General features: G+C 63.0%; 25 protein-coding genes. 12 read left to right on the top strand and 13 right to left on the bottom strand.

Annotated elements, in window-relative coordinates; genetic code table 11:
- Window positions 1-164: 164 nt before the first annotated feature.
- On the top strand, window positions 165-551 hold the full coding sequence (locus tag J5286_RS05340; RefSeq protein ID WP_209189498.1) for a hypothetical protein: 387 nt from the start codon (window positions 165-167) through the stop codon (window positions 549-551).
- A gap of 6 nt (window positions 552-557) precedes the next feature.
- On the opposite strand, the gene J5286_RS05335 is transcribed toward J5286_RS05340, so the two are convergent.
- On the bottom strand, window positions 558-803 hold the full coding sequence (locus tag J5286_RS05335) for a hypothetical protein (RefSeq protein WP_018899034.1): 246 nt from the start codon (window positions 801-803) through the stop codon (window positions 558-560).
- A gap of 105 nt (window positions 804-908) precedes the next feature.
- Between J5286_RS05335 and J5286_RS05330 the strand changes: the two genes are divergently transcribed.
- Both J5286_RS05330 and J5286_RS05325 read left to right on the top strand, forming a co-directional pair.
- The gene (locus tag J5286_RS05330; protein ID WP_018899035.1) at window positions 909-1,106 is read left to right on the top strand and encodes a hypothetical protein; all 198 of its coding nucleotides are present in this window, start codon (window positions 909-911) and stop codon (window positions 1,104-1,106) included.
- Window positions 1,107-1,197: 91 nt separating this feature from the next.
- Window positions 1,198-1,470: a hypothetical protein gene (locus tag J5286_RS05325; RefSeq protein WP_209189497.1), complete on the top strand. Its 273-nt coding sequence runs from the start codon at window positions 1,198-1,200 to the stop codon at window positions 1,468-1,470.
- Window positions 1,471-1,473: 3 nt separating this feature from the next.
- On the opposite strand, the gene ppdK is transcribed toward J5286_RS05325, so the two are convergent.
- The 5 genes from ppdK to J5286_RS05300 form a co-directional block, all read right to left on the bottom strand.
- On the bottom strand, window positions 1,474-4,143 hold the full coding sequence (ppdK, locus tag J5286_RS05320; protein ID WP_209189496.1) for a pyruvate, phosphate dikinase: 2,670 nt from the start codon (window positions 4,141-4,143) through the stop codon (window positions 1,474-1,476).
- Between the two features lie 395 nt (window positions 4,144-4,538).
- Window positions 4,539-8,000, bottom strand: coding sequence for a chromosome segregation protein SMC (gene smc / locus J5286_RS05315; protein WP_209189495.1), 3,462 nt, complete (start codon window positions 7,998-8,000; stop codon window positions 4,539-4,541).
- Between the two features lie 225 nt (window positions 8,001-8,225).
- Entirely contained in the window at window positions 8,226-8,918 is a 693-nt protein-coding gene (locus tag J5286_RS05310; RefSeq protein WP_047507864.1) for a DsbA family protein, read from the bottom strand.
- Window positions 8,919-9,083: 165 nt separating this feature from the next.
- On the bottom strand, window positions 9,084-9,401 hold the full coding sequence (gene relB / locus J5286_RS05305; RefSeq protein ID WP_245205359.1) for a type II toxin-antitoxin system RelB family antitoxin: 318 nt from the start codon (window positions 9,399-9,401) through the stop codon (window positions 9,084-9,086).
- A 40-nt stretch (window positions 9,402-9,441) separates the two neighbouring features.
- On the bottom strand, window positions 9,442-9,930 hold the full coding sequence (locus J5286_RS05300) for a DUF721 domain-containing protein (protein ID WP_111564363.1): 489 nt from the start codon (window positions 9,928-9,930) through the stop codon (window positions 9,442-9,444).
- A 94-nt stretch (window positions 9,931-10,024) separates the two neighbouring features.
- Between J5286_RS05300 and mutY the strand changes: the two genes are divergently transcribed.
- The 4 genes from mutY (at window position 10,025) to J5286_RS05280 (ending at window position 13,255) form a co-directional block, all read left to right on the top strand.
- On the top strand, window positions 10,025-11,122 hold the full coding sequence (gene mutY / locus J5286_RS05295; protein ID WP_449089589.1) for an A/G-specific adenine glycosylase: 1,098 nt from the start codon (window positions 10,025-10,027) through the stop codon (window positions 11,120-11,122).
- Complete coding sequence (locus J5286_RS05290; protein ID WP_209189493.1) at window positions 11,123-11,731, top strand: HAD family hydrolase; 609 nt, start codon at window positions 11,123-11,125, stop codon at window positions 11,729-11,731.
- Window positions 11,732-11,733: 2 nt separating this feature from the next.
- Window positions 11,734-12,099, top strand: coding sequence for a nuclear transport factor 2 family protein (locus J5286_RS05285; RefSeq protein WP_047507871.1), 366 nt, complete (start codon window positions 11,734-11,736; stop codon window positions 12,097-12,099).
- A 244-nt stretch (window positions 12,100-12,343) separates the two neighbouring features.
- Window positions 12,344-13,255, top strand: coding sequence for a hypothetical protein (locus J5286_RS05280; RefSeq protein WP_209189492.1), 912 nt, complete (start codon window positions 12,344-12,346; stop codon window positions 13,253-13,255).
- Between the two features lie 175 nt (window positions 13,256-13,430).
- Here the strand turns inward: J5286_RS05280 and J5286_RS05275 are convergent, their stop codons facing one another.
- Window positions 13,431-14,561: a site-specific DNA-methyltransferase gene (locus J5286_RS05275; RefSeq protein WP_047507873.1), complete on the bottom strand. Its 1,131-nt coding sequence runs from the start codon at window positions 14,559-14,561 to the stop codon at window positions 13,431-13,433.
- 143 nt (window positions 14,562-14,704) lie between these two features.
- Between J5286_RS05275 and J5286_RS05270 the strand changes: the two genes are divergently transcribed.
- Together J5286_RS05270 and J5286_RS05265 are read left to right on the top strand one after the other, a co-directional pair.
- Window positions 14,705-15,001: a nucleotidyltransferase family protein gene (locus J5286_RS05270; protein ID WP_209189491.1), complete on the top strand. Its 297-nt coding sequence runs from the start codon at window positions 14,705-14,707 to the stop codon at window positions 14,999-15,001.
- Window positions 15,001-15,348: a HepT-like ribonuclease domain-containing protein gene (locus tag J5286_RS05265; RefSeq protein ID WP_348529242.1), complete on the top strand. Its 348-nt coding sequence runs from the start codon at window positions 15,001-15,003 to the stop codon at window positions 15,346-15,348. The genes J5286_RS05270 and J5286_RS05265 overlap by 1 nt, the downstream gene beginning before the upstream one ends.
- Here J5286_RS05265 and J5286_RS05260 read toward each other — a convergent pair.
- Entirely contained in the window at window positions 15,345-15,698 is a 354-nt protein-coding gene (locus tag J5286_RS05260; protein ID WP_209189490.1) for an antibiotic biosynthesis monooxygenase family protein, read from the bottom strand. The genes J5286_RS05265 and J5286_RS05260 overlap by 4 nt on opposite strands.
- Window positions 15,695-16,024, bottom strand: coding sequence for an NIPSNAP family protein (locus J5286_RS05255; protein WP_209189489.1), 330 nt, complete (start codon window positions 16,022-16,024; stop codon window positions 15,695-15,697). Before J5286_RS05255 ends, J5286_RS05260 begins: the two co-directional genes overlap by 4 nt.
- A 101-nt stretch (window positions 16,025-16,125) precedes the next feature.
- Between J5286_RS05255 and J5286_RS05250 the strand changes: the two genes are divergently transcribed.
- Window positions 16,126-16,824, top strand: coding sequence for an ArsR/SmtB family transcription factor (locus J5286_RS05250; protein ID WP_209189488.1), 699 nt, complete (start codon window positions 16,126-16,128; stop codon window positions 16,822-16,824).
- Window positions 16,825-16,901: 77 nt separating this feature from the next.
- On the opposite strand, the gene J5286_RS05245 is transcribed toward J5286_RS05250, so the two are convergent.
- The 3 genes from J5286_RS05245 to J5286_RS05235 all read right to left on the bottom strand — a co-directional run bounded on the left by J5286_RS05245 (window position 16,902) and on the right by J5286_RS05235 (window position 18,780).
- On the bottom strand, window positions 16,902-17,327 hold the full coding sequence (locus J5286_RS05245) for a DUF1284 domain-containing protein (RefSeq protein WP_209189487.1): 426 nt from the start codon (window positions 17,325-17,327) through the stop codon (window positions 16,902-16,904).
- Window position 17,328: 1 nt separating this feature from the next.
- A complete protein-coding gene (locus J5286_RS05240; protein WP_209189486.1) occupies window positions 17,329-17,907 on the bottom strand; it encodes a biotin transporter BioY in 579 nt (192 codons plus the stop codon).
- A 201-nt stretch (window positions 17,908-18,108) separates the two neighbouring features.
- Complete coding sequence (locus tag J5286_RS05235; RefSeq protein WP_209189485.1) at window positions 18,109-18,780, bottom strand: GntR family transcriptional regulator; 672 nt, start codon at window positions 18,778-18,780, stop codon at window positions 18,109-18,111.
- Window positions 18,781-18,967: 187 nt separating this feature from the next.
- Here J5286_RS05235 and J5286_RS05230 point away from each other — a divergent pair, with 187 nt between their 5' ends.
- On the top strand, window positions 18,968-19,657 hold the full coding sequence (locus J5286_RS05230; protein ID WP_209189484.1) for an HAD family hydrolase: 690 nt from the start codon (window positions 18,968-18,970) through the stop codon (window positions 19,655-19,657).
- A gap of 258 nt (window positions 19,658-19,915) precedes the next feature.
- Here J5286_RS05230 and J5286_RS05225 read toward each other — a convergent pair whose 3' ends face one another.
- Window positions 19,916-20,575, bottom strand: coding sequence for a hypothetical protein (locus tag J5286_RS05225; protein WP_209189620.1), 660 nt, complete (start codon window positions 20,573-20,575; stop codon window positions 19,916-19,918).
- Window positions 20,576-20,807: 232 nt separating this feature from the next.
- On the opposite strand from J5286_RS05225, the gene thrC reads away from it, so the two are divergent.
- A complete protein-coding gene (thrC, locus tag J5286_RS05220) occupies window positions 20,808-22,208 on the top strand; it encodes a threonine synthase (RefSeq protein WP_209189483.1) in 1,401 nt (466 codons plus the stop codon).
- Window positions 22,209-22,232: the final 24 nt, after the last annotated feature.

Raw genomic sequence — 22,232 nt, 5'->3', positions numbered from 1 at the left:
GCCTAAATTGAAACTGTTGTCTTACGCGAGCGTGTCCAATCCACGATGAAGCCACGTTTTAGACCAGCAAGGCGGGCATGGATTACGTGAGCATTTTCTGATATTGAGTTGATTTCCCGCAGTTGCAGCATGTTCATCGGTCACGGACGAACAGGAGAAAAGCAATGATCGCATCCGAGCTTGCAGTGGAAAGCCCCATGCCGACGCTTGCCGGCGTCGATGCGAGCGATCCGCTTCTGCCGATGGAGCTTCTGGAGCTCGAGCTTTCGCTCGAAAGCTATGATGGCGACAGCGACTTCTGCGATGCAGTGCGCACGGCGGCGGGCAAGAGCGGGGGCGAATTCCTGTTCGATCTGCCTGCCGAAGGACTGATCGACGATTGCAAGCGGATCGCGGTGCTGCGGATCCCGTCCGCTTCCGCCGATATGCGGATCGTGCTGGCGGTGCTCGATCAGAACGGCACCGACATCCGCATGGAGAGCCCGGCGCCGGAGACCGCCCATATCGCGCAGTTCGCCGATGCGTTTATCGAGGTGCTGGAGCGGTTCTAGTCTCGTTTAGTCGCGGCCGGAGGCGGCTTCCGCCAGCGTGCGGAAGGCGAACTTGCGGCCGCATTCGCACTTGATCACACTGGTTTCCTGAAAATTGGTCTGGCGCTGGACGAAAAGCCCGCGCGGCAGCTGGTCGATGTTGAAGCCCGGGTGCTTGCGCTTCGGATCGTCCGTCTCGGAGGCTTCGGCAAAGCCGCTATTGCCGCATTGCGGGCAGGTCAGCTTTTTCGAGAATCGATCACGCAGTGCCATCAGTCGCTTCCATTTCCGTGAGGCGTCTTCTTATAGCGGTTCTCATCCGGGCGAAAGCCGGAACCAAAGCTTGGGGGCATCGTTTTCCCTTGAAAGGAGACAATCATGCCCAATCGCGACCCGATCCCCGTGCCCACGCCAGAGACGCCGCGCGGCCCGACGCCGACACCCGGCATTCCCGACCGCGTGCAGGAAAAGCCGCCGCTGACGCCGGCGCAGGATCCTGGCGACAGCAAGAACCCGAACGACCCGACGCTTGATCCGGCGCTGCTGCCGATCGGCGATCCCGCGGGAGCCGCATGACAAGTTTTGCGGCTGACGGAGTTTTTAGTTGACGGTTAGTCAGGCTTGGCGTCTGCTATTTCAGCAAGATCAATCCGTTGAAGATAAAACCATGCGTATTCTCCCGCTGACGCTCACCATCGCCGCCATTGCGATCGGCCTTTCGGCCTGCCAGACGATGACGCCGGAAGAACGGCGCGCGGCCGATGAGCGGCAATGCATGAGCTATGGCTTCAAGCGCGGTACCGAAGGCTTCGCCACCTGCCTGCAACGCATCGATCTCAATCGACAGGCGCAGGCGCGGGCCGACAGCGCTTACGCGATGTCTGATATGTCGTGGCGCATGGGCGGCCCCTATTACGGCGGCCCCTACTACCGCTGGTAAGCTTTACAGCGACCTCTCCTTGATGGCAGCCTGCGCTGCCGCCAATCTGGCGATCGGCACGCGGAAGGGCGAGCAGGAGACGTAGTCGAGACCTATGCCCTCGCAGAAATGGATCGAGGCCGGATCGCCGCCGTGCTCACCGCAGATGCCGAGCTTCATGTCGGCGCGGGTTCGCCTACCGCGCTCGGTGGCGATGCGGATGAGTTCACCGACACCATCGAAATCCAGCGAGATGAAGGGGTCATGCTCGATGATGCCCTTGCGCTGGTAGGTTGGGATGAAGGCCGAGGCGTCGTCGCGCGAGATGCCGAAAGTGGTCTGTGTCAGGTCGTTGGTGCCGAAGGAGAAGAATTCGGCGGCTTCGGCGATGATGTGGGCGCGCAGTGCCGCGCGCGGCAGCTCGATCATCGTGCCAACGAGGTAATCGATCTGCATCTCGGCTTCCGTCATCACGTCGCGGGCGATGGCGTCGATGCGATCCTTGACGTAATCGAGCTCGGAGCGCAGGCCGACGAGCGGCACCATGATCTCGGGCACGACGGCGGCGCCCGTCTCGCGGGCCGCATGGACGGCTGCCTCGAAGATGGCGCGCGCCTGCATCTCGACGATCTCGGGATAGGAGATCGCCAAACGGCAGCCGCGATGGCCGAGCATCGGGTTGAACTCGTGCAGGGCATCGACGCGCTGGCGAAGCGCTGTCGCCTCCATGTTCATGGCGGCCGCAACATCGGCGATTTCCTCGTCGGTCTTCGGCAGGAATTCGTGCAACGGCGGATCGAGCAGGCGGATTGTCACCGGCAGGCCGTGCATGACGTTGAAGAGGCTCTCGAAATCCTCCCGCTGCATGGGGAGCAGCCTGTCGAGCGCCGCGCGGCGGCCCGCCTCGTCTTCCGCCAAAATCATCTCGCGCATGACATGGATGCGCTCGCCCTCGAAGAACATGTGCTCAGTGCGGCATAGGCCGATGCCCTCGGCGCCGAAGGAGCGCGCGGCGCGGGCGTCCGCGGGCGTATCGGCGTTGGTGCGCACCGTCATGCGGCGGACGCGGTCGGCCCATTCCATGATGCGGCCGAAATCGCCCGAGAGCGCGGGCTGCACCATCGGCACCTCGCCCTTCAGCACCTGCCCTGCCGATCCGTCGATGGTGATGATGTCGCCCTTCTTCAGCGTCACGCCCATGCCGATCAGCCGCTCGTTGCGCAGATCGATGCGCATGGTGCCGGCGCCGACGACGCAGGGGATGCCCATGCCGCGGGCAACGACGGCCGCGTGGCTGGTCATGCCGCCACGCGTCGTCAGAATGCCTTCGGCGGCATGCATCCCGTGGATGTCCTCGGGGCTGGTCTCGACGCGCAGAAGAATGACCTTGCGCCCCTCCTCTTCCGCCATCACCGCCTCTTCGGCGGTGAAGACGATCTCGCCGGATGCAGCGCCCGGCGATGCCGGAAGGCCGGTGCCGATCACCTCGCGCGCGACGCGGGGGTCGATGGTCGGATGTAGCAGCTGATCGAGCGAAGATGGCTCGATGCGCAGCACGGCCTGCTCCTCGGTGATCATCTTCTCATCCACCATATCGACGGCGATCTTCATTGCCGCTCGGGTCGAGCGTTTGCCTGAGCGCGTCTGCAGCATCCACAGCGTGCCGCGCTCGATGGTGAACTCGATATCCTGCATGTCGAGATAATGGGCCTCGAGACGATCACAGATCGCCACGAACTCCCGGAAGGCCTCCGGCATCAGCTTTTCCATCGACGGCCGGTCGGAGCCGGAGGAGATGCGGGCCTCCTCGGTGATGCTCTGCGGCGTGCGGATGCCGGCGACGACGTCCTCGCCCTGTGCATTGACCAGAAACTCGCCGTAGAGCGACTTTTCGCCGGTCGACGGGTTGCGGGTAAAGGCGACGCCAGTGGCCGACGAATTGCCGAGGTTGCCGAAGACCATGGCCTGAATATTGACGGCGGTGCCCCAACCTTCGGGAATATTGTGGAGATGGCGATAGGTGACGGCGCGGGCGCTCATCCAGCTCGAAAACACCGCACCGACAGCGCCCCAGAGCTGCACCTGCGGATCCTGCGGGAACTCCTCGCCGAGTTCTTCCTCCAGCACCGCCTTGTAGAGATGAACGACGTGTTGCCATTCGCTCGCGGTCATCTCGGTATCGTATTCGTAGCCGTGGCGGGCCTTCTCGTCTTCCAGGATTTCCTCGAAGACCTCGTTGTCGAGACCCATGACGACATCGGCGTACATCTGGATGAAGCGACGGTAGCTATCCCAGGCGAAGCGCGCGTCGCCCGCGTCATGGCCGAGCGCCTGAACGGTCTCGTCGTTGAGCCCGAGGTTGAGCACCGTGTCCATCATGCCCGGCATCGATACGCGCGCACCTGAGCGGACCGACAAGAGCAGCGGGCTTGCACCAGCGCCGAAGCGACGGCCGGTGACGGCCTCGATGCTTGAGATGCCGGACAGCACCTGCTGGCGCACCTCATCCGATATGCGGCGGCCGTCGCGATAATAGGCGGAACAGGCGTCGGCGGTGATGGTCAAGCCAGGGGGAACGGGCAGGCCGAGGCTGCACATCTCGGCGAGATTGGCCCCCTTGCCGCCCAGCATCTCATGGTCGAGCGCTCGCCCCTCCGCCGCGCCATTACCGAATGTATAGACCCACTTGGTCATGCTCTCCCCAACACCAAAATCGGGATCAGCTTAATCCCTTGGTGTTAAAATGAAAATCGCACAAATACGGCCAAAATGTTGCAGTGCACAACATCCGCGTATTCAAGCCGTTTGAATTTTCAGGAAGAGTAATAAAGCTTTGCGGGACCGCAACAAAGTCCCGCAAAGCCTTATTTCCGTCCGGCCAGGAAAACCGGACGGGGGGTTCAGCATGCCGATACAACGTGGAGGAAGCCTCAACACATGCGCACGGCAATCTGTACGCAAAACCGCTGGCGCGATCCTCACGGACCGCACATACAGTTTCTTCTAATGCAAGATGGGTAAAAAGGCATCACCTTATTGGGTGAGAAGCCCATTCAGGCCTGACTTTTTTTGGGTGTTTCGCCTTGACCTCAGGCGATCTCGCGCAATTGTTCGGCGGTTTGCAGGTCGACGGAGACCAGCTGCGACACACCCTGTTCCGCCATCGTCACGCCGAACAGGCGGTTCATGCGAGCCATGGTGATCGGGTTGTGGGTGATGATGACAAATCGCGTCTCGGTGGAGGCCGCCATCTCGTCCATCAGGTTGCAGTAGCGTTCGACGTTGTGATCGTCGAGCGGTGCGTCCACTTCGTCGAGCACGCAGATCGGCGCCGGGTTGGTGAGAAACACCGCGAAGATCAGCGCCATCGCCGTCAGCGCCTGCTCGCCGCCCGAGAGCAGTGTCATGGTCTGCGGCTTCTTGCCCGGCGGGCGGGCGAGGATTTCGAGGCCGGCTTCCAGCGGATCGTCGGATTCGATCAACTGCAGCTCGGCCGTGCCGCCACCGAACAGATGGGTGAAGAGGCGCTGGAACTGGGTGTTGACCACATCGAAGGCGGCGATCAGGCGCTCGCGGCCTTCGCGGTTGAGGCTCTGGATGGCGCCGCGCAGCTTGCGGATCGCGTCGATGACGTCGTCGCGCTCCTTGATCAGCGCCGCCAGCCGGTCGCTCAGTTCCTTCTGCTCTTCCTCGGCGCGCAGGTTGACGGCGCCGAGCCGTTCGCGCTCCATCTTCAGCCGCTCAAGCTCGCGCTCGACCTCGCGCAGATCAGGCATCGCCTGCATGGCATCGAGGCCGGCGAGCCGGAAGGCTTCGTGCGGCGCGACGTTCAACGCCTCGCGGATGCGCGCCTCGGTCTCCACGCGCTTTTCGCGGGCCGAGACCAGACGCTCCTCGGCGCGGCCACGGCGTTCACGGCTTTCGGCAAGCTCGGAGAGCGCAATCGCCGCCTTGTGATCGACATCGCGCTGCATCAGCTCAGCCTCTGCCAACAGATCAGCGGCGGCGCGTCTGGCATCATCGGCCTTCTGCAGCTCGTTCAGCAGGCCACGGCGCTTGTCGTCGAATTCGTCCGGCGCCATTTCGAGATCGGCGGCTTCCTCGCGCGCCTCTTCCTCGCGGTCGCGCAGCGTCGCGATGTGGTCCTCGGCGCTTGCGGCGCGCTGGCGCCAGGTCTCGCGCTCCTGGCCGATCGCGATGATGCGGCGCTGGCGGGCGTCGTTTTCGCGGTTGAGGCTCTCGTGGCGGGCACGGGCTTCGGCAAGGGCGCCGCGATCGGTCGCGACATCGGCCTGCTGCAGCCGCAGGCGCTCGTCGAGCGCGGAGAGATCCGGCGCGTCGTCGAGCTCGATGCGGGCGTTTTCTTCCTGAATGGCGATGTCTTCGAGCTGGCTCTGCAGCTGGCTGACGGCTTCGGCAATGACATCGCGGCGGCGGATGAGATCGCCGGAGGCGCGCTCGGCAGCCGCCAGCGCCTCACGTGCTTCCGCCAGCTGGCGCGCCGACATGCGCGCGGTATCGCGGGCCTCGGCTAGGCGATGTTCCTCGCCCGAGATGGCTTCGGCCGCGATCGCCAGTTGCTCTTCAGCCTCGGTGAGCACGTCGCGGGCGATCGATGCTTCGCTCTCGAGCTCTGACAGACGGTTCTTTTGGGCGAGACGGAGTGCGGCGGCACTCGGCGCATCGGCGCCGGTGACGTGGCCATCCCAACGGTAGACGGCGCCATCGCGGGTGACGAGGCGCTGGCCGGGCTTGAGGCTCGCCATGAGAGCGGGCGCATCGGCGTCGGAGACGAGGCCGATCTGCTTGAGGCGGCGGGCAAGGGCTGCGGGCGCGCGGACATGGGTGATCAGCGGGGTGACGCCCGATGGCAGCGCCGGATCGGCCGCGCCATCGCCGTTTTCCGACCAGTGGGCGGGCGCCTTCGGGTCGAGCGGGGATTCGAGATCGTCGCCAAGGGCAGCACCCACGGCGGTCTCGAAACCGCGATCGACCTTGAGATCATCGGCGACAGGCGCGAATTCACCGGCGGTGGCGCCGGATGCCAGCATGCGGGAAATGGTGCGCGCTTCGGTCTCGATGGCGTTCAGCTGGGCGCGGGCCTGATCGACCGGCGCGCGCGACATCGCCTCCGTCTGGCGGGCGGCGGCCAGCGCCTGCTCGACGGCCTGTATGGCGGCTTCGGCCTCGGCCACGGCGCTTTCGCCGGCCTCGACCACCATGCGCTTCTCATCGGGATCGGGCAGCGTCGCGATGCGCTCGCCGATACCGGACAGCTCGCGATTGGCCTCGTCCATCTGGCGCTCGAGGCGCATCTTGCGATCGGAGAGATCGCGAATGGCGCGTTCGAGTTGGTTGCGGCCGGCGGCGGCTTCGGCGCGTTCCGATGTCAGGCCGGCGAAGATGCGCTCGCTATCGGCAAGCTTGGCGGCGGCCTCCTCGAAGGCCTCGCGGGTCTCTTCCGCATAACGGCCGGAATCGGCGAGGATCTCGTTGATCTCGGCCTCCTCGGCATCGAGACGCTGGAGGATCTCGGCATTGTCGGCGACGAGCCGTTCCTCGCGCCTGATGTCCTCAGAGAGCTGCGCCAGGCGGCGGGTGAGCTCATCGCGGCGGCGCAGGATGCGGTTGGCATCTTCTTCCAGCTGGGTCTTTGCGATCTGCAGGCGCTGCAGGGCGGCCGCCGCGCGGGCTTCGCCTTCGCGCAGTTCAGGAAGCTTGAGGCTCGATATGCCTTGCGACTTGGCGGCCTCCATCTGCATCTGCGCCTTTTCGGCGACGATGGAGGTGGCCTGGTTGAGCGCGCTGTCGGCCTCGGCTTCCGCCTCCTTGGCCTGCACCCAGCGGATATGCAGGAGCATCGCCTCGCGGGCGCGGATATCGGCGGAGAGCGACTTGAAACGATTGGCCTGGCGGGCCTGGCGCTTCAGGCTCTCGATCTGGCTTTCGAGCTGCGATGTCACGTCGTCGAGACGCTCGAGATTGCTTTCGGCGGCGCGCAGGCGAAGCTCGGCCTCGTGGCGGCGCGAATGCAGGCCGGAAATGCCGGCGGCTTCTTCCAGCAACTGGCGGCGGGCCTGCGGCTTGGCGGAGATCAGCTCGCCGATACGCCCCTGCCCGACCATGGACGGTGAACGGGCGCCGGTGGAGGCATCGGCGAAGAGCAGCTGCACGTCCTTGGCGCGGCTTTCCTTGCCGTTGATGCGGTAGACCGATCCCTGCTCGCGCTCGATGCGACGGGTGACCTGGATCTCGTCGCTGTCGTTGAAGCCAGCAGGCGCGGTGCGGTCGGCATTGTCGAGATAGAGCGCCACCTCGGCGGTGTTGCGGGCGGGACGATTGCCGGAGCCGGAGAAGATCACGTCGTCCATGCCTGATGCGCGCATGTTCTTGTACGAGTTCTCGCCCATCACCCAGCGCAGCGCCTCGACAAGATTGGACTTGCCGCAGCCATTCGGCCCGACGACACCGGTCAGGCCGCGCTCAATGACGAATTCGGCGGGTTCGACGAAGGATTTGAAGCCGACGAGGCGGAGCTTGTTGAACTTCATGTGGTGGGCCTCGGAGCGCGGAGCCCCCTCATCCGCCTGCCGGCACCTTCTCCCCGCTGGGGAGAAGAGACTCGGAGCTGGCCACTCGCTCTACCTCCCCTTCTCCCCCACGGGGAGAAGGTGGCCCGAAGGGTCGGATGAGGGGGCCGCAAGCGCAAACCATGCGTCAACAAAAAAACGGGCGCACGGCTTCCGCCGTCGCCCGTCTTATAGGAACGGCTCAGCTTAAAGCAGGCTGTCGATAAGGGCCGACATGATGTCAACCGACATGTCTCCAGAGTAGCGCTTCCCGTTGATGAGGAAAGTCGGCGTGGCGTTGACGCCGAAATCCTTGGAACCCCGTTCCCGCGTCGCGTTCACTTCATCCAGCAGCTTCTGGTTCGTCAAGCACTTCGTGAAGCTTTCCTCACTAAATCCAGCGAGTTTGGACATCTGGAGGAGTGCGGTGCGGCCATCTTCAGCGGCGGCCCAGGTCTGCTGCTGCTTGAAGAGCATCGAGACCATCGGGAAATACTGCTCCGGCGTGCTCAGATCTTCGGGCTTGGACGGATTGCAGCGGGCCAGCATGAAGGCTGCGGCGGCGCGAGGGTCGAAGGGGAATTCGCGGATGATGAAGCGAGCCTTGCCGGTGTCGACATACTTCTTCTTGATCTCGTCGAAGGTGGTGGTGTGGAAGTGCGCGCAGTGCGGGCAGGTCATCGACATGTATTCGACGATGGTGACCTTGGCGTCTTCCTTGCCCAGCGCCATTTCCGGCAGAGCGCCCGGCTTCAGCACGGCTTCCATATCGACATCGCCGTCGGACTTCGGAATTTCCACAGCCGCATTGGCGCTGCTGAAGACCGCCAGGCTGGCGGTCGCGGCAGCTGCGCCGCCCAGGAGCTGGCGCTTGGTCAGTTGCATTTCGGACATCTGCATAATTTCCTCATAAATGAGAGTAGCGGCTGGAAGTGCGATATAACGGCTGACGGCCGCGAACAAGGCACGCGTGAACGAGTTTCTTCAAACAATTGTGACCTTGATGGGACGAAGGGGCGGGAGTGGCAAGCAACTCTTGATTTTATTTGGCGCGGAAGGCGGCGTTTAGTCCTTGCCTTCGCGTCTCATGCGCTCAGCATGGCGACGCTCGATGCGATCGAAAACCGCATCCTCATCAATATCATCGCTTGGGTCGTCGATTGCTTCGCGAATGTAGCGACGCATCAGTTCTTCGAGAGGTATCCCCTCGCGTCCACTTTTTCGAAACTCCTCAAGACGCTCCTCGGCGACGTAGAAATCTTCGAGATCGTCCAAATATTGAACGAGAGCTTCGTGAACATGAAAGGTGGTGGAGCGGCCTGTGCGTACAGCAAGGCGTTCGAGTCGCTCTTCGAGTTCTCCGGGCAGCAGTATGGAAAGCATGGCATTCCTCCTTGCTAGACGCTTATGCGTCGATGTCTCGTCAGCGCCCCTTCTTCCCCAGCACCGCCGTACCCAGCCGCTTCACCGCCTCGCGCAGCTTTTCATTGTCGATGCCCTCCATCATCCCCTCCAGCCGGCGGGCCGCCTCGCCTTTCAGCGGTGGTGGGGTGCGGGAGCGTTTGAAGGCTTGGGAGACCGGCTTCTGGACGATGCGGATCTGGTGGACGGCGGAAAAGCCGAAGAAGCTGTTGATGCGCTGGATAAGCTCGCCCTGCGCATGCGTCAGAAACAAGGCGCGGGCGCCCTCGCAGGCGATGGTCAAGACGCCGGGGCGGAAACTGCCGTCATCGCCGCCGCGCGCCCAGGCGATCTTTTCCGGGCGGGTGCAATCGGCGAAATCCTCGCCGGCGATCTCGTCCCAGGAGCCGAGCAGCGCCGTGTTGATGCCGGCGCGCTTGGCGAGCACGGGGTCGATCAGGCCGTTGGCCAGTTCGGAGATCTGTTTTTCACCTTTGCGTGGATAACTCATGGAAACCTTTGGATGCCGCCGCTATCGGGCGCCGCCGCCTTGATCGGGCGGCAATGCTTCGCCAAGTATAGGGCACTTCCCCTCCGCACGGCAAATGATGACCTTAAAGACCACCACCGCGCCCTCACCAAAGCCCCTGCTCGACTGGTACGATCGCCATCACCGCGACCTGCCCTGGCGCGTTTCGCCGCCGATGGCAAAGCGCGGGATCAAGGCCGATCCCTACCATGTGTGGCTTTCCGAGGTCATGCTGCAGCAGACTACGGTTCCAGCCGTCAAAGCCTATTTCCTGAAATTCCTCGCGCGCTGGCCGACAGTTGATGATCTCGCCGCAGCACCCAGCGAGGACGTGATGGCGGCATGGGCGGGGCTTGGCTATTACGCGCGGGCACGCAACCTGAAGAAATGTGCCGAGGCGGTGGCGTACGAACACGGCGGTATCTTTCCAGATACGGAGGAAGGGCTGAAGGCGCTGCCGGGGATCGGCGATTATACGGCAGCGGCGGTGGCGGCGATCGCGTTCAACCGGCAGGCTTCCGTCATGGACGGCAATATCGAGCGGGTGATCTCGCGGCTTTATGCGATCTCGACGCCGCTGCCTGCTGCCAAGCCGTTGATGAAGCAGAAGGTGGCGCTGCTGACGCCGGCGGAACGGCCGGGCGATTTCGCGCAGGCGATGATGGATCTCGGCGCCACGATCTGTACGCCGAAGCGGCCCGCCTGCGCGCTCTGTCCCTTCAACGGATCGTGCGAGGCGCTGGCGCTTCACGATCCCGAGCATTTCCCGGTCAAGGCCGCCAAGAAGGCCAAACCCGTTCGCGTTGGTGCTGCCTTCGTGGCGGTGACATCAGATGGCGAAGTGCTGTTGCGGCGCAGGATCGAAAGCGGTTTGCTTGGCGGCATGACCGAGGTGCCGACGACGGGCTGGACGGCGCGGATCGACGGCGAGACCTCGGCGGACGCCGCCCCCTTCCCGGCCGACTGGCAGCCATCTGGCACCGTCACCCATGTCTTCACCCATTTCGAGCTCAGGCTATCGATCTGGCGCGTAGCGATCCCCGCGAGGATCGAAGGGGATGACGGATGGTGGGAGCCGGTTACAAATCTTGACGCGCAGGCATTGCCCACAGTCATGAAAAAAGCGATCACATCGGCTATTCCACGCGCGTTTCAACAGTCCAAGGACGGATAAATGCCTATTGATCATATCGTTTTCGATATCGGAAAAGTTCTTATCCATTACGATCCTGATATTCCTTTCAGCCGCATCATTCCGGATGCCACTGAGCGGCAGTGGTTCTTCGACAATGTCTGCACCCATGACTGGAACATCGAACAGGACCGCGGCCGCACATGGGCGGATGCCGAGGCGCTTTTGATCGAGACGCATCCCGACCGCGAGGAGCATATCCGCGCCTTCCGCAAGCACTGGCACGAGATGGTGTCGCATTCCTACGACGACAGCGTCGCGATCATGGAAGGGCTGATCACCGAAGGCCGCGACGTGACGATGCTGACGAACTTCGCTTCCGACACGTTTCGCGAGGCGCAAGTGCGCTTCCCCTTCCTCACCAAGCCGCGCGGCGTTACCGTCTCGGGCGATATCGGCCTGATCAAGCCTGATATCGCGATCTACGAAGCACACACCGAGAGCTTCGGCCTCAATCCGGCGGCGACGATCTTCATCGACGACTCGGCGCCCAACATCGAAGGCGCCAAGAAGGCGGGATGGGACGCGGTGCTCTTCACCGGCGCCGAGCAGTTGCGCGCCGATCTTGCGGAACGCGGCGTGAGGGTCTGACCATGGCATTCGATCCAGTCAAGGAAATCACCCTGTTTCACGACGCGATCAACAGGCTCGACTACCAGATGATCGAGGACTATTTCGCCGAGGACGCGACCTATGTCTCGAACGGGGTCGGCAGTCTTTCGGGCCGTGATGAGATCATGACGGCGTTCCGCAAATATTTCGACGACTATCCCGACCAGACCGCCTTCAACACGCTTGTCGAGCGCGTCAGCCCCTATGCCGGGCGCGCCGTATGGTCGGTGCGCGCCACGCACAGCAAGACCGGCAAGCCGCTGGTGCGCGAGGGCGAGGAAACGATCACCTTCAACGAAGAGGGACGCGTGACGCGGGTGGATGTGAAGGATTACCAGGACTTCTAAGCCGGAGAAGCTTCCAGGCCTCCCCCCGACGCGAAGAGAAACCGTAAATCTCTCATCGCCTTAGGAACAATCAGCGCCGTTGACGGTTTTGTGAGGACCCGCGCATGACGCGGTTTCGAGCAAACGATAAGTCAGCCGTGCTGACGGGAGGTTATGATGGGTAGAGGTATCTTGCTGTGGTTTCTGGGCGTTCCGATCCCGCTGATCCTGATCATCCTGCTGTTCTGGCACTAGGGGGTCGGTGATGTCCTTTACCTCCTCCACCGTGGTGACCGACGCACCACTGGAATCATCGGCTCCCGCAGTCAGCTGGGGGCCGATCATCGCCGGCACGCTGGCGGCTACCGCGATCTCGCTGATCTTCATCCTGATCGGCTCCGGCCTTGGCCTGACCATGGTATCGCCCTGGTCGCATGACAACGCCTCGCTGACCACGATCGGCGCAACGGCCGCGATCTGGCTGATCGTCGTGCAGTGGGTCTCGGCCGCACTCGGCGGTTATCTCACCGGCCGGTTGCGGACCAAATGGGTCGGCGTCCACACCTACGAGGTTTTCTTCCGCGACACCGCGCATGGCTTCCTCTCCTGGGCGCTGGCAACAGTGGTCGTTGCAGGATTGCTGGGATCGGCGCTGTCATCGGTGATCAGCACCGGCACGCAGGCCACCGCAACAGCCGTGGGTGCCGTCGGCGCCGCGGGTGCCGGGGCGGCTGTGAGCGCCAGCGATGGCACGAGCGGTTTCTCGCCCGCCTATTTCACCGACGCCTTGCTGCGCCCGGCCAATACGGCACCGGCAGCGGGCAACCAGAGTGATGAGGCGGTCAATGCCCAGGTGACGCGCGTGCTGGTGAACGGCATTGTCGACGGCAAGCTTTCGGCCGACGACCAGGCCTTTGTCGAGCAGGTGGTTGCGGCCCGCACCGGCCTGTCGGCGACCGATGCCAAGGCACGGGTCGATGCCGTCATGAAGCGGATCGACGACGCCAAGCTTGCCGCCAAGGAGGCTGCGGATAACGCCCGCAAGACGGCTTCGGCGGTTGCCCTGTTCGGCGCGCTGTCGCTGTTCGTTGGCGCCTTCATCGCCAGTGTCGCCGCCGCAATCGGCGGACGCCAGCGCGACGAGGATGAAGAGCGGATGGCGTTGCTGCGCCGCTAAGCGGTGAAGCTGAAGAACTGAAAAGACGCTCGGAGCGATCCGGGCGTCTTTTGTTTTTCTCGGAAGTCCAGAACTGAAGACGCCCGGGGTATGATCCCGGGCGCCTTTTTGCCGTCTTCCGCAACTGGAGGTACAAAAACCGGTCGACGGCAGTCTCGATCGGGCCTTTCGCGGATCAGCCCGCGTTTGCCAGATCACTGCGGATGACGGCCCTGAGATCGTCGATCGGGCGCAGGGATTGCCCATCGTCGAAGTGCCAGAACGTCCATCCGTTGCATGCGTCGAAACCCTGGACCTTTGCGCCCATTCTGTGGATCGAACCCGCCTCGCCGCCCGCCGTGACGGTGCCGTCGGCGCGAACGATCGCGCTATAACGGCGCTTGGCGTCGGTCAGCACCTGGCCGGGCTTGATGAGGCCGCTTTCGACCAGCGTGTTAAAGGCCACGCGGACCTCCTGCTTCTTGCCGGTCATAACAGTCAGTTCGGCCTTGCCGAGCGGCTCGACCGCCTCGATGCGGGCGGAAGCCGCGTCGATATAATCCTGCTCGCGCTCGATGCCGACGAAGTGGCGGCCGAGGCGCTTGGCGACGGCGCCCGTCGTGCCCGAGCCGAAGAACGGATCGAGAATGATGTCACCTGGCTTGGACGAGGCCATGATGACGCGGGCGAGCAGCGCTTCCGGCTTCTGCGTCGGATGCACCTTCTTGCCGTCCTCGCCCTTCAGGCGCTCATGACCGTTGCAGATCGGGAATAGCCAGTCGGAGCGCATCTGGACGTCGTCGTTCGAGGCCTTCAGCGCATCGTAGTTGAAGGTATAGCCCTTGGCCTTTGCGTTCGGGCTCGCCCAGATCATCGTCTCATGCGCGTTCTGGAAGCGACGGCCCTTGAAGTTCGGCATCGGGTTGGTCTTGCGCCAGACGATGTCGTTGAGGATCCAGAAATTGAGATCCTGCAGCGTGGCGCCGACACGGAAGATATTGTGATAGGAACCGATGACCCAGAGCGTGCCCGTCGGCTTCAGCACGCGGCGGCAGGCGAGCAGCCAGGCGCGGGTGAAGGCATCATAGGCTTCGAAGGAGGCGAACTGGTCCCATTCGTCGTCGACCGCATCGACCAGCGACTGATCGGGACGATGCAGATTGCCGCCGAGCTGCAGGTTATAGGGCGGATCGGCGAAAATGACGTCTACGGAATGGGTCGGGAGGGCTTCAAGAGCGGCAACGCAATCGCCCTTGATGATCGTGTCGATCCAGCTGTCCGGCTTTGCGGAGGCCTTGAGATCGGCAAGCGGAAATACAGACGCCATCTTTTAACTCGCTCATACACATTACGCTCTTTACTGTCTGTTATGGTTACTCATCTTGGTTACCAAAGCCTGAACCGGGGTACGATTTCGGGAAAAAATTCAGCGCGATGGCAAAGTACATCCGGATGCGGTAGGCTTTCGGCATGAGGAAAAGCGAAGCGCTCGAACGTCTGAAGAGCAATGCCGAGGCGGTGCGCGCGCTGGGCGCGACCTCGCTTTACCTGTTCGGCTCGGTTGCCCGCGACGAGGCGAAACAGGCAAGCGACATCGATCTTTTCATCGATTACGACCCCAAGAGCCGCTTCAACGCTTTCGACCTTATCGGCATCAAGCTGATGCTTGAGGAAAAGCTCGAGACGCCTGTCGACATAACCACGCGAGACAGTCTGCATCCGCGCTTGAGAGAGCGGATCGAATCCTCGGCGATGCAGGTTTTCTGATGGCGCGCGAGATCCGCCACCTGCTCGACGACATCAGGGCAGCCATCGAGGGTATCGAGAAGGCGACTGCGGGAAAGTCGCTTCAGGACTACCAGACCGACTGGCTGCTTCGCCATGCGCTGCAGCGCGCCATCGAGATCATTTCCGAAGCGAGCCGCGCACTGCCCGATGAGATCAAGGCGCTGCGACCGGAAATCCCGTGGCCGCAGGTGAAAGCGATCGGCAACGTGTTGCGTCATGAGTATCACGGCCTCTCCGACAACATTTTGTGGGGCGTGATTTCCGACGAGATACCGCGCCTGCGAATTGCCATCGACGATCTCTCGGCACGGTTCTCGGCCGACTAACCCACCACATCATGCACCGCCCGGCTATCCGCCGGCGCCTCTGCCCGCTCCATCATCCCGTAATCACGCACGACATGGCCGATGCGCAAACGGTAATCCGCGAAGATGCCACCTCGGCCGGCGGCCTGGGCGGCGCGGTGGTGTTCGAGGTTGCGCCAGCGTTTGACTGCTTCCTCGTCGCGCCAGAAGGAAAGCGACAGCAGCTTGCCGCGCATCGTCAGGCTTTCGAAGCGCTCGATGGAGATGAAGCCATCCATCTTCTCCAATTCGGCCCGTAGTTCGCCGGCGAGGTCGAGGTAGGTGTGGCGCTCGCCCATGTAGGGCAGAACTTCGAAGATGACGGCGATCATGGCAGCACCTTCGCGGCGTGGGGGAGCGAGACGTTCTTCAGGAAAATGCGGTCTTCCTTGAGGATGAAGCGTTCGCCTCTTGCGAATTCATAGTTCTCGCGGCCGAGCGGGTCGGCGGCCAGGCGGGCGCGGTAGGCTTCGTAGGCGGCGAGACTTTCGATGTTGTAGACGCCGTAGGCGGTGGTCGCCGAGCCCTCATGCGGGGCGAAATAGCCGATGAGATCGGCGCCGTTGCGCGGGATGGCCTGGCCCCAGTTGCGCGCGTATTCGGCGAAGGCATCCTTCTTGAACGGGTCGATCTCGTAGCGGATGAAGCAGGTGATCATCTTTTTTCTCCTTGATTGCAGGATGGTTTTGCCATGTTGCGGGACGGAGATGCTTCGGCTACGGTCGAAGTATGGAAGATGAGATCCTGAGGAGATGAGCCGTGAAGGAAGGACCTGATATCGCGCAGATCGGCGCGCTGATCGGCGATCCCGCCCGCGCCAACATGCTGGCCGCGCTGACGGGTGGTAAAGCGTTGACCGCGACCGAACTCGCCGCGGTCGGCGGCATCACGCTGCAGACGGCGAGCGCGCATCTCGCCAAGCTCGAGGCCGGCGGGCTGCTCCTTCCCCGCAAGCAGGGGCGGCACCGCTATTTCACGCTTGCCGACGAGACGGTGGCGCGGCTGATCGAAAGCATGATGGGTTTTGCAGCGAGCCGTGGACATCTGCGCCATCAGCCGGGACCGAAGGAGCCGGCGCTGCGCAAGGCGCGGATCTGCTACGACCATCTGGCCGGAGATTATGGGGTGCGGATGCTGGATAGCCTCGTCGCCAAAGGCGCGATCGACGCCGTCGGCGACGGGCTGGCGCTGACGGCAAAAGGCGAGGAGACGTTCCAGTGCATCGGGATTAATGTCGCCGACCTCAAGGCATCGCGGCGGCCGCTCTGCCGCTCCTGCCTCGATTGGAGCGAGCGGCGAGCACATCTGGCCGGCAGCCTCGGCAAGGCGCTGCTGGCGAGCTTCTTCGACAAGGGCTGGGCGCGGCGCACGGCCGGCAGCCGTTCGGTGATCTTTTCGCCAGAGGGCGAGCGACAGTTTCTGGCGCTGTTTCCGGTGGAGACGCTGGTCGCGGCCTGAAGCGCGGCGCGCTTCAGGCTCTTGTTTTTGCGCATGTCTTTGTCCCGAAACCGGGAACCACTTTCGGGAGACATGCGTCAGCTTGGCGCGACCAGCACATCGGTAAAGCCACGCTCGGCAATATCGTTGCAGAGCTCGCTCCATTCACACTCGTCGCAAGCCTTGCGGATCGTGCCGAGAGCGAAATTGCGGCGCAGGCGTTTCAGCAGCGCCGCGTCAGGATAGATGCGGGTGCCCTTCCAGACCGCGATCCCCAACAGACGGCCGACGGCTTGCGCCGCCGCCCTGTCCCGCGCCACGACGCTTTCGTTATGGCAATGCGCCGCCGTTCCCGAGAGCAGCGGCGCGCAGATATCGTCGGGGCCGTCGACCAGCTCGATCTCATCGCCCGACGACAGGCGCCGGGCGATGCGCATGTAATTCTCGGTGAAGGCGGGCGTGTAGCCTTCACCGACGAAGGTCAGCATGCAGAGCAGGTGGTGGGCGCGCAGGCGAACGGTCATTTTAGCGGCCAGTGTAGATCCTGATACCCTTCAGCACGGCAGCCGCCAGCGCCGACTTCAGCACCGCGCCGAGGATGAAGGGAGCGACGCCGAGCAGCCAGGCTTTTTCCATGCCGAGTAGGTTTGCGAGCCACAGGCCACCGATCGCCAGGCACAGGATATTGGCGGCGAAGTGGGCGGCGAAGCTGCGGATCGCGGCGTCGCCGGTCCATCCGCGCGCGGCAAGCCAGCCGGCAAGGGCCGCGATCACGGGGAACGAGGCGAGATAGCCCGCCGTCGGGCCGGCGAAGGGTGCGAGACCACCGGCGCCGCCAGCCAGAACCGGGAAGCCCATGGCCGCTTCAGCGAGCCAAGCGAGAACCGTCGCCGCGCCGAGACGCCAACCATAGAGCGCGCCGATCATCGTCACCGCAAAGGTTTGCATGGTGATCGGCACCGGCACCATCGGCACCGAGATCTGCGAGGCGAGTGCCAGGACGAGCGTGCCCGCCAGCACGAAGACGGCCTTGATGGCGGCCGGGCGGGCAGCCAGACGCAGCGGGTCGAAACGGAAGTCGGACGATTGATCGAACAGGGACATAAACTCTCCTTCTCAAATTATAGATAATTTTTGATTCCCATCTATTTTATGGGAGAGATTTTTCGCGATGGCAAGCGATCACGATGCGATTACGCAGTGGACAAACGGGATCATGTGCGCGATCAGCCGCGAAAACAGGCGTAAAGGCGCGATTTTCCGAGGAAATCACGTCGATCAACAATTATCTATAATTTTGGAAAGTCAGCCGACGATGGCGAAGGATTCGCCGTTTTCGCCAGCCGTGCTGGTGGATTTCGGCGCGCGGCCGATCCACTGGACGTGGCGCTCCAAGATGCCGGCCGCCTCTTCCGCCCTGCCCTGGCGCAAGGCCACGAGGATGGCGCGGTGGTCGTGATCAGTGCGCTTTTCCCAGCCTGAACGCCAAGCGGAAAACAGGAAGCGGGCGCTGGCGGCATGGAGATCGTCGATCGAGGCGAGCAGACGGCTCATGTTGCAGGGCGTCAGGATCAGGCGATGAAAGCGGCGGTTGGCCTCTTCCCAGGCGTGGACGTCGGCCGCGGCATCGCCCTCGCGGGTCGCTTCCTCGGCGGCGTCGAGGATCGCGGGCGTCAAATGCTTGGCGGCGTGGCGCAGCGCCAGCACTTCGAGTGCGGCCCGCATCTCGGCCACCTCGCGCACCTCCTTGATGTCGAAGGAGGCGACGCGCACGCCGCGGCGCGGCTCGCTGATCGCCAGCCCCTGGGCCTCCAGTCGGCGGAAGGCTTCGCGCACGGGCACGTGGCTGGCGCCGAACTCCTCGGCGATATGATCCTGGCGCAGACGAAAACCGGCCGGCAGTTCGCCGCGAACGATGCGGTCTGCGAGCACGCGGCTGATGCGGCTTGCGATTGTGTCTTCCGGTTCCTTGGCCATATCCATCCATTAGAGGGCGAGCCGTGGCTTGTCGAGGCGGCAAGCGCCTGCATCCGCAGGCATTTCAATTGAGCGCAACCCTAGCCATCCGGAGACCGCAGGCCAGCCATGACGCCCGGCCGGTTGAGATCGGACGAGGCATCGTGTAAAGCCGCAGCATCCCCACAAACCAAGGCTTGAGACTTATATGAACGGCTTCGACCTCATCCTTTTCGACTGCGACGGTGTTCTGGTCGATTCCGAAATCATCGCGGCGGACGTCGAGTCCAAGCTTCTGACCGAGGCCGGCTATCCAATCAGCATCGAGGAGATGGGCGAGCGATTCTCCGGCATGACCTGGCAGAACATCCTCATGGAAGTGGAGCGCGACGCCAGCATCCCGCTCTCGGCCTCGCTGCTCGACAAGTCCGAGAAGCTGCTCGACATGCGCCTTGCGTCCGACGTGCAGGCGATTGCCGGCGTCGAGGCGGCCATCAAGCGCATCGATCTCAAGCGCTGCATCTGCTCGAACTCGTCGAGCGCGCGGCTCACCATGATGCTCTCGAAGGTCGGGCTCAGCCAGTTCTTCGCGCCGAACATCTTCTCCGCCAAGGACCTCGGCGCCAATCGCGTCAAGCCGAAGCCCGACATCTTCCTGCACGGCGCCAAGCAGATGGGCGCTTCGCCATCGCGCTGCGTGGTGGTCGAAGATTCCGTGCACGGCGTCCATGCGGCGCGTGCCGCCGGCATGCGGGTGATCGGCTTCACCGGCGCCTCGCACACTTACCCCTCGCATGCCGACCGGTTGACGGATGCGGGTGCCGAGACGGTGATTTCGCGGATGGTGGATTTGCCGGGTGTGGTTGCGGCACTGGCGGAGTGGGAAGGCGTGGCTTGAGTTTGGATTGAGGGTTTGAGGGAATGGGCTTAGGCGTTGTGCCGTAAGGCCCCCTCATCCGCCTGCCGGCACCTTCTCCCCGTTGGGGAGAAGAGACTCGGGGCGGGCCGCTTGCTCCATCTTCCCTTCTCCCCAGCGGGGAGAAGGTGGCCCGAAGGGTTCAGGTGCAACAAGTTGCACCTGGGATGAGGGGGCCACACGGCACAACCTCACCCTTTAATCCCACTACGCGGCCTTAGTCGCCCTACCCCAAAAACCTTAGCTGGACTTCTTCTTGCCCTTGCCCTTGGCAGGTGCGCCCTGGTCGAAGCCGACGTTGACGCGGACCAGTGCGCCGGAGCCGACGGGCAGCTTGATGTCGTCCTTGCGGAACAGCACCTGGGTGGCGCCGGTCGGGTCGATCTGGGCGGGGAAGTTGGTGACTTCGGAATAGAGCGCGTCTTCGCCGTCGAAGACGGAGATGCGGATCGGCAGCGTGACGTTGCCACCGGTGCCGGCGGGACCCGCGACGACGCGGACCTGTGCCACGACGGTCATCACGAGGTTCTGGTCGTTCAGCGTGCACTGGCGCGTGTAGTTGCCGATAGAGGCCTGGAAGGAGAGCTTGTCCGGTTCCCCGGTCTTGGCGCCGCCGGCGTAGCGGTAGAGGATCGCTTCGGAGTCTTTCATGTAGATGGTCGGGCAAGCGCCCTGGACGACGCGCGCCGTATTGCCGGACGCTGTCGTGGCGGTGCCGATCGACGGATCGTTGGAGGACGGGTTGGCGGGCGACATCGGCATGATCTGGCCGGTGGCGCCAGCGGGTGCCGTTTCCGCCGTCTTCGTCTCGCCACCGCCCATCCCGAGCGAGTTGCAGCCGACCAGAACAGCCGCGAAGGATACGGAAGCGATAAGACGAGAGACCTTGCCGAGCACGATTATTCCACCCTCTTCACAAAGTTTTTTGCCAGGCCTGCTGAGTGAAAACAGGGCCTTTCGTGACAGTTTGCGATGGTCTATATCAGCGGCGCAAACAAAAATCGATTGGGTAAGCACTGTTTTGATGCACATTTCGGGATTGCAGCCGGCGAAGGCCAGAGCTGCGGCCAAAGGGCGGCGCGACACAGGTTTTCTCTTCAATCCGGATTTTATCTAGGCCGGCACATCAAGGATGACGACAGTGGAATATATCTCGACCCGCGGCAAAGCCCCTGCTCTCGGTTTCTGCGATGCATTGCTGGCGGGTCTGGCGCGTGACGGTGGCCTCTATGTGCCGCGCGAATGGCCGCAACTCTCCAAGAAGGAGATCCGGGCGCTGCGCGGCAAGAGCTACCAGGAGATCGCCTTCACCATCCTGTCGCCGTTCACCAACGGTGAAATTCCAGCCGACACCTTCCGGTCGATGATCGACGAAGCCTACGGCACCTTCCGCCATCCGGCGATCGCGCCCTTGGTACAGACCGGCCCGAACAACTTCGTGATGGAACTCTTCCACGGCACGACGCTCGCCTTCAAGGATGTGGCGATGCAGCTTCTGGCGCGGCTGATGGACTATGCGCTGGAAAAGCGCGGCGAGCGTGCCACCATCGTCGGCGCCACCTCGGGCGACACGGGCGGGGCGGCGATCGACGCATTCGCCGGCCGCGAGCGCACCGACATCTTCATTCTCTTCCCGCATGGCAAGGTTTCGCCGGTGCAGCAGCGGCAGATGACGACGTCGACGGCATCGAACGTGCATGCGCTCGCCGTCGAGGGCAATTTCGATGATTGCCAGAACCTCGTGAAGGCGATGTTCAACGACGGCGCGTTCCGCGACAAGGTGAAGCTCTCCGGCGTCAACTCGATCAACTGGGCGCGCATCATGGCGCAGATCGTCTATTATTTCACGACGGCGATCACGCTGGGCGCACCTGATCGCAAGGTCTCGTTCACCGTGCCGACCGGCAATTTCGGCGATATCTTCGCCGGTTACTGCGCCAAGCGCATGGGCCTGCCGATCGGCAAGCTGGTCGTCGCCACCAACGAAAATGACATCATGGCGCGCACGATCAAGACCGGCCGCTACGAGATGAAGGACGTCAAGGCGACGACCTCGCCGTCGATGGACATCCAGATTTCGTCGAACTTCGAACGACTGCTGTTCGAAGCCTATGGCCGCGATGCGTCGAAGGTTCGCGCTGCGATGGACAGTCTGAAGCAGTCTAGCGGTTTCGACATTTCGGCCGATGCCATGTCCTTCATCAAGAAGGATTTCCGCGCCGGCCGCGCCAGCGAAAAGCAGGTGGCCGAGACGATCAAGACCACGCTCGAAAAGACCGGCTACCTGCTCGATCCGCATTCGGCGATCGGCGTTTTTGTCGCCGACAAGCATGAAAAGGCCAATTCGCCGATGGTGACGCTGGCCACCGCGCATCCGGCTAAGTTCCCCGCCGCCGTAAAATCCGCATCCGGTATTGACCCCGCGCTTCCGACGTGGCTTGCTGATTTGATGGACAAGGAGGAGCGCTTTCAGATCGTTAAGCCCGAGCTCAAAGAGGTAGAAACATTTATCGACGAGCATTCCCGGGCCTAATCGGCAGAAGGCGCAGAAAGATAG

Source organism: Rhizobium sp. 16-488-2b (assembly GCF_017741815.1).
Classification (GTDB): Bacteria; Pseudomonadota; Alphaproteobacteria; order Rhizobiales; family Rhizobiaceae; genus Rhizobium.
This window is presented reverse-complemented; position numbering and strand designations above follow the sequence as displayed.